The organism is Kitasatospora sp. NPDC049285, assembly GCF_040678815.1.
Classification (GTDB): domain Bacteria; phylum Actinomycetota; class Actinomycetes; order Streptomycetales; family Streptomycetaceae; genus Kitasatospora.
Genome location: NZ_JBFAQR010000104.1, coordinates 1 through 12,124 on the forward strand (window position 1 = coordinate 1; position 12,124 = coordinate 12,124).

Annotated in this window: 10 protein-coding genes; all 10 read right to left on the bottom strand. The window is 71.0% G+C overall.

From position 1 onward, the window contains the following. Positions 1-149 precede the first annotated feature (149 nt). On the bottom strand, positions 150-1,910 hold the full coding sequence (locus AB0K51_RS33725) for a DUF4153 domain-containing protein (RefSeq protein WP_363461943.1): 1,761 nt from the start codon (positions 1,908-1,910) through the stop codon (positions 150-152). 180 nt (positions 1,911-2,090) lie between these two features. Then, the gene (locus AB0K51_RS33730; RefSeq protein ID WP_363461945.1) at positions 2,091-5,201 is read right to left on the bottom strand and encodes an Ig-like domain-containing protein; all 3,111 of its coding nucleotides are present in this window, start codon (positions 5,199-5,201) and stop codon (positions 2,091-2,093) included. A 156-nt stretch (positions 5,202-5,357) separates the two neighbouring features. Continuing rightward, entirely contained in the window at positions 5,358-6,329 is a 972-nt protein-coding gene (locus AB0K51_RS33735; protein WP_363461946.1) for a carbohydrate ABC transporter permease, read from the bottom strand. Continuing rightward, positions 6,326-7,351 carry a sugar ABC transporter permease gene (locus tag AB0K51_RS33740; RefSeq protein WP_363461948.1) on the bottom strand — a complete coding sequence of 342 codons (1,026 nt, stop codon included), beginning with the start codon at positions 7,349-7,351 and terminating at the stop codon, positions 6,326-6,328. The genes AB0K51_RS33735 and AB0K51_RS33740 overlap by 4 nt, the downstream gene beginning before the upstream one ends. 73 nt (positions 7,352-7,424) lie before the next feature. Continuing rightward, complete coding sequence (locus tag AB0K51_RS33745; RefSeq protein WP_363461950.1) at positions 7,425-8,795, bottom strand: ABC transporter substrate-binding protein; 1,371 nt, start codon at positions 8,793-8,795, stop codon at positions 7,425-7,427. Positions 8,796-8,998: 203 nt separating this feature from the next. Next, the gene (locus AB0K51_RS33750; protein ID WP_363461952.1) at positions 8,999-9,547 is read right to left on the bottom strand and encodes a Clp protease N-terminal domain-containing protein; all 549 of its coding nucleotides are present in this window, start codon (positions 9,545-9,547) and stop codon (positions 8,999-9,001) included. A gap of 1 nt (position 9,548) precedes the next feature. Beyond that, on the bottom strand, positions 9,549-9,779 hold the full coding sequence (locus tag AB0K51_RS33755) for an RNA polymerase subunit sigma-70 (protein WP_363461954.1): 231 nt from the start codon (positions 9,777-9,779) through the stop codon (positions 9,549-9,551). A gap of 62 nt (positions 9,780-9,841) precedes the next feature. Continuing rightward, the gene (locus tag AB0K51_RS33760) at positions 9,842-10,600 is read right to left on the bottom strand and encodes an NAD(P)H-binding protein (protein WP_363461956.1); all 759 of its coding nucleotides are present in this window, start codon (positions 10,598-10,600) and stop codon (positions 9,842-9,844) included. A 172-nt stretch (positions 10,601-10,772) separates the two neighbouring features. Beyond that, a complete protein-coding gene (locus tag AB0K51_RS33765) occupies positions 10,773-11,246 on the bottom strand; it encodes a hypothetical protein (protein ID WP_363461958.1) in 474 nt (157 codons plus the stop codon). 221 nt (positions 11,247-11,467) lie between these two features. Further along, the gene (locus AB0K51_RS33770; RefSeq protein WP_363461959.1) at positions 11,468-12,022 is read right to left on the bottom strand and encodes a dihydrofolate reductase family protein; all 555 of its coding nucleotides are present in this window, start codon (positions 12,020-12,022) and stop codon (positions 11,468-11,470) included. Positions 12,023-12,124: the final 102 nt, after the last annotated feature.

Genomic DNA, 12,124 nt, shown 5'->3' on the forward strand with positions numbered 1-12,124 from the left:
GTGCGGGCTCGCAGCCCGCACCACCCCCTCCGCGCGTGTCCGGGGCGACCCCATCGCCCCGTCCGCGCGTGTCCGGGGCGACCCCATCGCCCCGCCCGTGCGTGTCCGGGGCGACCTCACTGCCCCGTCCGCGCACCCGCCGGGCGGCGTTACGGCGCGTCGTACCGGTAGGTGTAGGTGAGGCCGACCCGGCGGCAGGCCGCGCCGATGTCGTTCCGCACCGGGTTCGCGTCCAGGATCTGCCGGGCGCGGGCCTCGCTGTAGCTGATCGCGTACCAGGGGGCGGCCGCGCCGTCGAGGTCGGCGGCGAGCGGCTGCAGGGCGCAGGTCCGCCAGTCGTCGGGCAGCTGGTCCAGTGCGGGCACCGCGTCGACCGACAGGCCGCGCAGGTAGGCCACGTCCAGCTGGGTGTTGCCGGAGTCGTGGAAGCGGGCGACGTTCTGCTCGGCGATCAGGGCGTCGGTGCGCACCAGGCCGAACGCGGCGAGGGCGACGGCCGCGCTGAGCACCACGGCGCGGGGCAGCCAGCGGCGGCTGGCGAGCACCGAGCCGAACAGCACCAGCAGGAAGACCACGCCGAGCCAGATCTCCATCGCGGCGACGTTGACCCGCAGCCGGGTGAGGCCGAAGGCGTCCATGTACAGGCTCATCCGGACCAGTGCGGTGCCGACCACGACCAGGGTGAGGGTGCAGAGCAGGCCGAGCAGCACCTTGACCAGCAGGCGGTCGCCGTCGTTGCCGCGCGGCGCCCAGAACTTGGCGAGGGCGACCACCACCAGGGTGAGCAGGGCGATCCACAGCAGCTGCCAGAAGCCCTGCCGGGCGTACGCGGCGGGGGTCATGCCGGTGCGGGCCATGATCGAGCCGTAGCCGCCGATCAGCACCACCAGCTGCACCACCACGAAGGTGCCGAACAGCAGGTTCATCACCACCAGGGGCATCGCCCACTCCAGCCGTCCGCGCTCCTTGCCGACCGGCATGGTCATCCGGTCCCAGCGGCGCGGGGCGGCGGCGGTGTGTGCGGCGCCGAGGGCGAGCAGCACGCCGCCGAGGAAGAGCACCATCCGCAGCGGGAACTCGCCGGCGTCCATCGACGGGACCAGGCTGTCCAGCAGGTCGGCGACGGTGGAGTCGGCCCCCGCGAACAGCCAGCCGAAGACGATCAGCAGCAGCAGCGAGACGCCGACCGCCTTGACCACCGGCATCATCCGGTTCCTGGCCGGAAACTGACGGTTCTTCAGCGCCGCCACGGCCCAGGCGAGGCCGGGGATGAAGTGGCCCCAGAGTCCGAGCGAGCCCATCGCCACGCCGGCCCAGCGGGTGCCGCCGTGCAGGGTGAGCGAGGCCAGGCAGATCGCGGCGACGATCGCCAGGAAGACCGCCAGACCGGAGCCGCTGACCGCCGGGACCGCGATCAGCGCGAGCGCGGCGAGCCCGAAGGCCAGGTGCCAGGGCCGGAGCCGGCGTCCGGTGCCGAGCGCGGTGAGCGCCGCACCGACCGCCGCGGCCAGCGCGCAGAGCAGCAGGTTGACGCCGAGTCCGTCACCCAGCAGCAGCGCGCTGACCAGGCCCGAGCCGAGCGCGGCGGCCACCACTCGCAGCCGGGCGGGCTCCGCGGGCCGGGCCTTGCTGAGCCGGGACCAGACCGGTTCGGGCAGCGGCTGCTGCGGCCGGTACTGGTAGGGCTGGTACGGGTTGGCCTGCTGCGGCGGCTTGTTCAGCGTCGGCGGCGTCGCGTACGGGTCCGCCAGACCGGGGGACGGAGCAGCGAAGGGAGTGGCCGACGGCGCGGAACCGGCAGCGGTCGGCGGAACGGCACCGGCCGCGGCGTCCGGTGACGACCCGGCAGGCGCGCTCGCCGGCGTCTCTGCCGGGCGCGGTTCCCCTTCGGATCCGGTCGGTTGCGACATGAAACCCCCTCAGAAGCTGGAACAACGACGACTTTCAGCCAGCCGGCTTCTGGTCGTGTGCCGTGACTCTAGGGGGTCGGAGCCAATTCTGAACAGGTTCAAAAGACCGCCGGGGCGGCTTGGTCACAGAGTTGTGACACAAACCGCCCCGGCGGGACCCTTGAGGACGGGCCGACAGGATCAGTACGACCCGTACAGCGAGTAGACCAGGTTGTCCTTGACCGCCGGGCCGAAGCTGGCGGGGAAGGTGCCGAACGGGACCGAGGCGTTGCTGTAGGCACCGGAGCCGGCCGGCCCGGAGCTGTAGTGCATGTTGTTGACGGTGGAGCTGGTGCCGTTGGAGTTGTAGACCAGCCAGTAGGCCGTGTTGGGCGCCAGGGTGTAGGTGATCGGTGCGCTGGCCCAGGAGTTGGCGGACAGCGTGCCGGCCGAGCTGGTGGCCAGCAGGGCGTCCGGCGAACCCGCGTTGTCGCTGTAGATCGCGACCTGGAACTGGTTGTTGGGCGAGGCGCTGGTCTGGCCGACGTGCACGCTCAGCGAGGTCAGGGCGATCGGCGAGGCGCCGGTGGTGATCTTCGACCCGTTGAGGTGGTTGGAGTCGGTGTCGTCCAGCAGGGTGCCGATCGCGCTGTTGCCGATGGTCTGCGGCGGCGCGCCGGCGGTGGTGAAGGCCGCGGTGTAGGCCGCGGTCTGGGTGTTGCCGACCAGGTCCTTCACGTTCTGCACGGTCAGCGTGTAGCCGGTGCTGAGCGCGAGCGCGGCGCTCGGGGTGAAGGTGACGGTGTTGGTGGCCGCGTCCAGTGCGACGGTGCCGGCCACCGGGGTGCCACCGCTGGTGGTCTTCAGGGTGACGGTGGTGGAGTTGACGGTGCCGGCGTTGACCGGCTCGCTGAACGAGGCCTTCACCGGGGCGGTGGCGGCGACGCCGGTGGCGCCGTTCGCCGGGACCGAGCCGGTGACGGTCGGCGGGACGGTATCCGTGCCGTAGGTCGCGGTGTACGCGCCGACGTTGCCGTCGAAGAACGCGTACGAGACGCCGTGGATGGTCTCGATCCGGTAGGAGACCGCGGTGGTGCCCTGCTTGATGCCGGTGAGGGTGCCCGCCGCCGAGTTCACCGGGACCATCGCACGCAGCCCGTTGGTGCCGCCGGTGATGCTGAAGCTCAGCGCGTTGCTGCTCCAGGACATCTGGGAGAACGCCGAACCGTTGCGCCCGTCCAGCCAGTTGAGCAGCTGGCGGCCGGAGACCACCGGGGTGCCGTGCGCCTTGGCGGCGGCGATCACCTGGTCGGACGAGGTGGATGCGGCGTAGTCGGTGTGGATGTTGGCCGTCACCACCGCGTAGTAGCCCTTGCTGCCGTAGGCGTTGTCCAGCAGCGTGTTGACGGTGCTCGGCATGGACTGCCCGGACTCGTCGGTCAGTTCGGTGGTGGCCTGGTACTCGTTGATGACCGTGCCGTCGGCGTCGGCGTACTTCATCGGCATGCCGGTGCCGTTGAAGAAGCCGGGCCGGTCCTGCACGAAGGCGGCCGGGTAGTAGTAGTAATCGGTGTCCAGCCGGATGCCGTTGGCCAGCTTGGTCTTGGCCTGGGTGGACCAGTCGTCCCACTCCACGCAGTGCGTGCGGGTGCTGTCCGGGCTGGGCAGCGAGGTGTACTTGGCCTTCCAGGCGCCGAGCTGGGTGGCGTACATCGTCTGCAGGTCGGCCGGGGTGCCCCAGGGCTGGCAGTTGGTGGTGACGTGCACGCCGATCTCGAAGCCCTGGTCGGAGTAGGCCTTGGCCTGGGCGTCGGTCATCGGGTCGTCGGTGTAGATGTACGACGAGGCGCGCACGCACTCCCAGTTGGCGACGTTGCAGCCGTTCGGGCTCTGCGCGATGAAGCCGTCGAACCGACCGCGGGTACCGCCGATGCCGTGGTCGTCACCGGTCATCACCACGACGGCCTTGACGTCCCGCGGGAAGTACCAGAAGCGCGGCAGCGGCTTCTTGGCCGAGTCCATGGTGGTGATCAGGTTGGCGAGCAGCCGCTGCTGCTCGTCGGCGATCGGGATCTGCGCCTTGTCGAGGTTGTTCCAGTTCTGCTGGCCGCCGGTGCCGAAGAACATCTCGCTGGCCTCGATGCCGTCCACGTTGTCGCGCTGCTGGCCGCCCCAGGCGATGTTGCCCTGGCGGGTCTGCACGACGGACTTGGCGAGGTCGAAGGTGAACGCCGCGGCCTGACCGGATCCGGCGGTGCGCAGGGTGACCGCCGGGTTGGCGGTGGCCACGGACACGTCGCTGTACAGGGTGGCGACGGCGGTCGCGCCGTTCAGCGTGTAGCGGTCGGCGGTGCCGTGGTAGCCGATGGTGTCGGAGACCAGTCCGGTGCCCGGCGCCGCGGTGGTGTCGATCTTCAGGTACGCGTCGGCCAGCGTGTCGGTGCTGGTGGTGAGGCCGAGCAGCGGTGCGAGCTGCTTGTCGGGCCGCATCGCCACCAGCCTGCCGCCGCCGTTCACCCAGGTGCTGAACATCGACACCTGAGTGGCCGTCAGCTGGTTCTCGGCCAGCAGCACCACGTCGTACGAGGACAGCATCGCGGAGGTGACGGTGCTCAGGTCCGCGAGCTTGTAGTAGTTCAGGCCCTCGGCCTTGAGCAGTTCGCCGTAGTACGAGCTGTACGGGTTGGCCGGGTCGGTGACCAGCAGGATCGGGCCCTCGTTGCCCGGGCCGCTGCCGGGCTGGCCGCCGCTGCCGCCGGACGGCGTGTAGGTGGCGTAGATCGAGTAGTTCAGCGAACCGGTGGAGACCGCGCCGAAGCTGGTCGGCCAGGTCCCGAACGCCGTACCGCCGGTGGAGTAGCCGCTCTGGCCGCCGGTGGAGTAGTTCAGGTTGTTGACCGCGGCGGAGGCGCCGTTGGAGTTGTACGCCAGCCAGTACGGCGTGTTCGGCGCGAGGGTCGCGGCCACCGGCAGGGTGTTCCAGGCGTGCCCGGTGAGCGTGCCGGAGGTGGAGGAGCCGAGCAGCGGGCCGGGCTTGCCGGCCACGTCGCCGTAGACCGCCACCTGGTACTGGTCGCCGGGTGTGGTGCCGACCGAGCCGACGTACACGCTGACGCTGGTGACGGTGCCGCCGCTGGCGCCGGTCACGAAGCGGGAGGTGTTGATGTAGTTGGAGTCACCGGTGTCGGTGGCGCTGCCCACCGTGTTGTTGCCGAGGACCGCGGTGGTGTCCGCGTGTGCGGGCACCGCCATCAGCCCGGTCGAGGCGAGCAGGGCCACGAGCAGCCCGGCGAGCCGTTTTCTGAACTTCACGCCAACCCCCCAAGGTCGGATGACCGGATGAACGGCAGATATTGCCGCCCTCCGTCCTACCGGCTCCGACCCCGGCGCGTCCGCGAAACCCTCACATCCGGTCCACAACTTCCGGCCATCCGGTAGCCGGTCGCCGACCGGCCCGGTGACGCTCCGTCAGCCCTTGACGGACCCGGCCAACAGGCCGCGGACGAAGTACCGCTGCAGCGCGAAGAAGACCGCCAGCGGGATGATCATCGACAGGAAGGCGCCCGCGGTGAGCAGCTCCCAGTGGCTGGCGTTGGAGCCGGAGAGCTGGGCCAGCCGGGCGGTCATCGGCGCGACCGCCGGGGTGCCGCCGGCGAAGGTGAGCGCCACCAGCAGGTCGTTCCACACCCACAGGAACTGGAAGATCGCGAAGGAGGCCAGCGCCGGGGTGCACAACGGGAGCACGATCGACCGGAAGATCTTGAAGTGCGAGGCGCCGTCCACCACCGCCGCCTCCATCAGGTCCCGCGGCAGTTGGGCGATGAAGTTGTGCAGCAGGAAGATCGCCAGCGGCAGCGCGAACATGGTGTGCGCGAGCCAGACCGGCACGTAGGTGTCCTTCAGGTTGAGCGCCGGGATCAGCGCCACCGACCCCAGGTGCGCCCCGCCGGAGAACAGCCGCAGCAGCGGGATCAGCGCCATCTGCAGCGGCACCACCTGCAGCGCGAAGATCACGAAGAAGACCGTGTCGCTGCCCCGGAACCGCACCCAGGCCAGCGCGTACGCCGCCATCGACGCCAGCACCAGCGGGAAGATCGTCGCCGGGACGGCGATCGCCACCGAGTTCACCAGGTACGGCAGCAGGCCGCCGGAGGTGTTGAACCCGTTGTCGAAGAGCACCGAGCGGTAGTTGTCCAGCCCGAAGTCGGGGTGGACGAACGCCTCCCACCAGCCGGTGGAGGCGACGTCTTCCTTCGGGCGCAGCGAGGTGACCAGCAGGCCGACGGTGGGGATGGTCCACAGCACCGTCACGGCCAGCACGAAGACGGTGGCCAGCGGGCTGCTGAAGACCTTGCGGACCGCCTTGGCGGGCGGCAGTTCGGGGGTGCCGGGCGGCGTGTCGGCGAGGGCCTGCTCGGGCGCGGCGGGCTGAGAGCTCATCGGGTCGCACGCTCCTTGCGCAGCAGGACGATGTTGTAGACCACCAGCGGGGCCACGGCGAGGAAGAGGATCACGGCGAGGGCACTGCCGCGGCCGACGTTGTACTGCTCGAAGCTCTGCGCGTACATCTCGTTGGCGAGCACCTGGGTGCCGAAGTTGCCGCCGGTCATGGTGCGGACGATGTCGAAGGCCTTCAGCGTGATGATCATGATGGTGGTGAGCACCACGATCAGCGTGGTGCGGATCATCGGCACGGTGACGAACCAGAACAGCCGCAGGCCCTTGGCGCCGTCCAGCCGAGCGGCCTCGGTGATCTCGTCCGGGATGGCCTTGATCGCGGCGGAGAGCACCACCATGGCGAAGCCGGTCTGCACCCAGACCATGACGGCCATCAGCAGGAAGTTGTTCAGCGGCTGGGAGAGGATCCAGTTCGGCGGGTCGTTCCAGCCCAGGCCGACGGCGAGCTGGCTGAGCAGGCCGACCTGGTTCTGGCCGGGCCCGCGGGACTCGTAGACCAGCTTGAAGATGATCGAGGCGCCGACCAGCGAGATCGCCATCGGCATGAAGATCAGCGACTTGTAGATCGCCTGCCCGCGCAGCCGGTCCACCAGCAGGGCAAGCACCAGGCCGAGGCCGGTGGCCACCACCGGGGCGATCACCAGCCACAGCAGGGTGGTCAGCAGCACGTCGTGGATGTGCGAACTGGTCGCCGCCCACCCGTAGTTGCGCCCACCGAGGAAGCGCGTCGAGTCGTCGTTGTAGAAGCTCAGGTAGGTGGTGCGCAGCAGCGGCACCACCAGGCCGACCAGCAGCAGCACGATCGCCGGGCCGAGCATCAGCACGATCGCCAGCGGCCGGGCGAACCGGCCGGTGGCGCGGCCGGCCGCGAAGAAGACGGCCAGCAGGATGCCGAGGAAGGCCAGGATCGCGCCTGCGCTGTTGCCGAACTTGATCGCCGCGTCCGTCCACGCCGAGTCGGCGAGCTGGAGCGCCGGTCCGGCCAGCCGGGATTCGGTGGGCATACGGAGGGTCCTTCCTCAAGGCATGGAGAGGGGCAGCGCGGGCGGGTGGTCCCGCGCTGCCCGACGGTGGGCGTTACTGCGGCCAGGCCGCGTCGATGTCGCCCGCCGTCTTCTGGATGGTCTGCCCCTCGGCGAACCAGGCGGTCAGTGCCTTCCACTCGGCGCCCGAGCCGACCGCGGCCGGCATCAGGTCGGAGGCGTCGAACCGGAAGGTCGCGGCCGGGTCGGTGAGCGCCTCGGCGGAGAGCTTGTCGATCGGGTCGGTGTACAGGCTCTTGTCCACGCCCTGGTTGGCGGAGACCCAGCCCTGCGAGACCTTCACCCGGCTGCTCGCCCACTCGGAGCTGGACAGGTAGTTCTGCACGGCCTGCACCTCGGGCCGGTCGGAGAACGCCGCCAGGAACTCGCCGCCACCCTCGACCGGGTTGCTGACCTGCGCGTTCACCGCCGGCAGGTGGAAGGCGAAGACGTCGCCGTCCGGGCCGATGCTGGTGCCCTTGGGCCACTGGGCGCGGTAGAAGGAGGCCTGCTGCAGCATCGCGCACTTGCCGCTGAGGATCGGCGTGCCGGCGTCCTGGAAGGTGGTGGTGGCGATCGACTTCACGTCGCCGAAGCCGCCGTTCACCCAGGCCGGGTTCTGCATCCAGTCGGCGACCGTCTTCATCGCGCCGGTGATCTTGTCGTCGGAGAACTTCACCTGGTGGCTGACCCACTGGTCGTAGACGTCGCCGCCGTACGAGCCGAGCACGACCTCCTCCAGCCAGTCGGTGGCCGGCCAGCCGGTCGCGGTGCCGGAGCCGATGCCGCCGCACCACGGCTTCATCGCGCCCGCCTGCGCGACCTTGCCGCTGAGCGCCATCAGGTCGGCCCAGGTCTTCGGGACCTCCAGCCCGGCGGCCTTGAACGCCTTGGGCGAGTACCAGACCAGCGACTTCATGTTGGCGCTCATCGGCGCGGCGTAGAAGGTGCCGTTGACCGAGCCGTAGCTCTTCCAGACCGGCGACCACTTGTTCTCGTTGTCGACCGTCTGCTGCGGCGGCTTGACCACCTTGCCGGACTTCACCATCTGGGCCAGCAGTCCGGGCTGCGGGATGATCGCGAAGTCGGGCGCGTTGCCGCCGGCCACCCGGACCGGGAGCTGCGACTCGAAGTCGTTGGAGCCCTCGTAGACGATCTTGATGCCGGTACAGGCGCTGAAGTCGGCCCAGGACTTCTCCAGCGAGTCCGACTCGGGCGACAGGATCGAGGCGTACATGGTGACCTTGGTCCCGGAGTGGCCGGCGTACGCCTGGTACTTGGCGCAGTCCCCGGTGAGCGCGGCGGCGGAGGAGCCGGAGCCGCCGCCGTCCGAGGAGCTGTTGGAGCAGGCGGCGGTCAGGGCCAGTGCCAGAACGGCCGGTACGGCCAACAGCCGACGGCGTCCAGTGGTCACAGGGGTGGTCAAAGCGGTCCTCCTAGCCAGGGCATGGGCATGCCAGCAGTAAGACAGAAACACTGCGCTGTACCGGAGATGTGGATCTGTACCCAGCGATCGCTGGCTCAAAGACGTTAACCCACCGGTTACCCCACGCCAAGGAGCGCGTTCGACCTTCATCGGCCAGCGCCCCAGTTGTAATCGCACCGTGCCTCGACCGCCGCCGCCACGCGCTAGACCAGTACCCTTTCCACCTCCCGCTCGAGGTCGGCGAGGTCCACGCCGCTCTCCCGGAGCACCCGCACCGCCAGGCCGCCGCCCTCCCGGACCGTCCCGAGCAGCAGGTGTCCGGCCTCGATCCGGCGGACCCCCTGGCCGACGGCCGCGCGCAGGGACAGCTCCAGCACCTTCTTCGCCCGGTCGGTGAAGCGCGGCCCGCCCCGGCGCGAGCGTCGCGCGGCCGGCGCGGGGGCGTCCAGCGCGCCCGGGCCGAAGGTCGCCTCCACCGCCTCGCGCACCGCCGCCAGGTCGACGCCGATCGCGGCCAGCGCCATGCCGTCCTGCGCGTCGTCCGGCGCGCCCAGCAGCCGGGCCACCGCGCTGCGCCCGCCCGCCAGGTCCAGCCCGAACCGGGCCAGCACCCGGGCGGCCGGGTCCTGCGGCTGGTTCAGCAGGCCGAGCAGCAGGTGCTCGGTGCCGATGTACTCGTGGTGCATCCGCTCCGCTTCGGCGCGGGACAGCTCCACCGTGCGCCGCGCCGCGTCACTGAACCGTTCGAACATGTCAGTCCCCGCCCTTCTCCGCCGTCCGACGCGCGTACTTCTTGTGCACGGCCTGCCTGCTGACCCCCAGGCAGACCGCGATCTCGTGCCAGGACCAGCCCTGGCCCCGGGCATTGCCGACCTGGAGCTCCTCCAGGCGGTCGGCCAGGTCGCGCAGCGCCCGCACGGCCCGCAGGCCGATAGCCGGGTCGCCGCTGCTCGCGTCCGCCGCGAGCTGCTTCGTCTCGCTCATGTTGTCAACATAGGTTGACAGAGTGAGTCGCGTCAACCCTGGTTGACAACCCGTCGGTGTGTTCAAGCCCCGAAGCGCTCCACCAGCACCTCGTCGAAGGTGATCCGCCCCGCCCGGTGCTCCGGCGCCAGGTTCCCGCCCGCCCGCAGCGCCCGCATGCTGCGCCCGCCCACCGGCAGCCGCAGCACCGGACGGCGCCGGCCGCGCGCCGCCAGGTACGCCGCCGCCAGCTCCTCCACCACTCGCACCTGCGGACCGCCGAAGTCCGCCGCCCGGCCCGACGGCCCGGCCTCGGCCAGCTCCACCAGGCGCTCCGCGACGTCCCGGACGTCCACCGGCTGGAAGGCCAGGCCGCGCGGCAGCACCACCACCGGCGCCTTCGACAGGCCGTCGAACATCCGCAGCAGCAGGTCGTGGAACTGGGTGGCCCGCAGCACCGTCCAGCCCAGGCCGGACTCCGCGACCAGCCGCTCGGCCTCCGCCTTCGCCCGGTAGTAGCCGAGCGGCACCCGGTCCACCCCGACGATCGACACGTACAGCAGGTGGGTGACCTGCGCCGTGCGCGCCGCCTCGACCAGCCGGCGGGTCGCCGTCACGTCCTGCTTCCCGTTGGTGGTCGCGCAGTGCACCACCGCCCGGCACCCCGCTATCGCCGCGTCCACTCCCCGGCCGGTCACCAGGTCCCCGACCGCCCAGCCGTGCTCCCCCGGCGTGTGCGCGCTGCGGCTCAGCACCCGCACCGGATGGCCCCGGGACAGCAACCCGCGCACCACCGCGTGCCCCAGCTTCCCCGTCCCGCCCGTCACGAGTATCGGCCGCATCCCGTCACCCCTCTCCTCGCGTACACCCCCAGCGTGCCCGCCCCTCCCCCACCCGGCAGCCCGGCCCACGCACCCGGGGGACGCCGTGGATCGCCCGGTGCACGCGCCCGACCGCCCCCACCGACCCCGAGCCGGCGGCCCTCCGCCTCCCGGGCGGCCTGGCCGGCGGCAGCTAGGCGTCGCGAAGGGCGCGGAACCACCGCCGGTAGGAAGAGAATTCGGCCAGTTGCCGGATCCGGGGGTCGCCGGCCCGCAACGCGGATCGGGCGGCGGCAACCCAGTCGTCCCGGTCGAGCAGGGCCAGCAGGCCCTCACACTGGGCACGCCATGGCTCCCACTGCGCCCCGTTGCTCAAGGTGGCGGCAAGGTACGCGGCGGAGCGGAAGCGTTCGACCGACGGTCCCAGCCGGGCGAGCCAGCTCAGCTGGGTGTCCAGCACGGCGGTCGTGTGCGGGTAGTCGCCGAAGGACGGGCCCTGTATCGAGAAGGTCGCCAGGTAGCGGTCCGCGGCCAGGCCGAACAGCTCGCTCGGCTCGGCGGTCGCCTCGGCGAAGTGCCGGTCGAGAAGCCGGGCGATCTCGGCGGCCGCCTGGTGTCTTTCCTCGGGTGTCGACGGCGCCCGTCCCGCGCTCCGTCGGCGGCGCACGGCAGGGCGAAGCAACGGATCGTCAGGTGTTCGCCGCCCCAGCTCGAACAGCGGCGTGTCAGGTCCGGGGTGTCGCGTCCCGGTCGGCTCGCTCACCGACGGCCGGGGGTCTCGATTCTCTCGGTCATGTGCCAAGAGTGCCCACCGCGCCTCCGACGTTCAAGCGCGTTCGGGCGCCGGTCCCCCCGTGTGGACCGGCGCCCCCGTTTGGTGACGTGGTGTCAGATGGCGCGGCGGTGGACGGTGTAGAGGGCGGCGCCGACCGGTTCGGCGATGGTGCGTTCGAGGTCGAGGTGAGGGCCTTCGGCGGGGAAGAGGCGGCGGCCGGCGCCGAGGACGGCGGGGAACGTGATCAGGCGGTACTCGTCGACCAGGTCGGCGGCCATCAGCTGCTCGACGATGTCGAGGCTGCCGGTGACGATCACGTCGCGCTCCTCCCGCTTGACCGCGTCGATCAGGTCGCCTTCGAGGAGGCGGGAGTTGGCCCAGCCGGAGGCGTCGGGGAGGGTGCGGGAGGCGACCAGCTTGGCGGCGGCGTTCATCCGCAGCGAGAAGGCGTCGTCGCGGGTGGGCCACAGCTGGGAGAAGTGCTGCCAGGTGCCGCGGCCGAGAAGCAGGACGCCCTCGTCCAGGGTGCGGCCGAGGCGGAACTTGTCGCCGGTGACGGCCTCCGGCCCGTACCGGAACATCCAGCCGCCCAGCGGCGTGCCCGCGGAGCCGTCCGGGTCGGTGACGACTCCGTCCAGGGTGGTATAGGCGATGACGATGACGCTCATGGCTCGTTTCCCTAAGAATGTGAGGCGGTCCGGGAGGACCGGGTATGGCTGATGGCGCGTTGCCCTCGATGGCTCGGAAGGAATGGCCGCCCGGTCCTCCGG

What these genes read in the sequence shown, in the direction of transcription:
- AB0K51_RS33725 (WP_363461943.1), bottom strand. Translation starts at nt 1,910, where the DNA reads ATGTCGCAACCGACCGGATCCGAAGGGGAACCGCGCCCGGCAGAGACG.
- AB0K51_RS33735 (WP_363461946.1), bottom strand. Translation starts at nt 6,329, where the DNA reads ATGAGCTCTCAGCCCGCCGCGCCCGAGCAGGCCCTCGCCGACACGCCG.
- AB0K51_RS33740 (WP_363461948.1), bottom strand. Translation starts at nt 7,351, where the DNA reads ATGCCCACCGAATCCCGGCTGGCCGGACCGGCGCTCCAGCTCGCCGAC.
- AB0K51_RS33750 (WP_363461952.1), bottom strand. Translation starts at nt 9,547, where the DNA reads ATGTTCGAACGGTTCAGTGACGCGGCGCGGCGCACGGTGGAGCTGTCC.
- AB0K51_RS33755 (WP_363461954.1), bottom strand. Translation starts at nt 9,779, where the DNA reads ATGAGCGAGACGAAGCAGCTCGCGGCGGACGCGAGCAGCGGCGACCCG.
- AB0K51_RS33760 (WP_363461956.1), bottom strand. Translation starts at nt 10,600, where the DNA reads ATGCGGCCGATACTCGTGACGGGCGGGACGGGGAAGCTGGGGCACGCG.
- AB0K51_RS33770 (WP_363461959.1), bottom strand. Translation starts at nt 12,022, where the DNA reads ATGAGCGTCATCGTCATCGCCTATACCACCCTGGACGGAGTCGTCACC.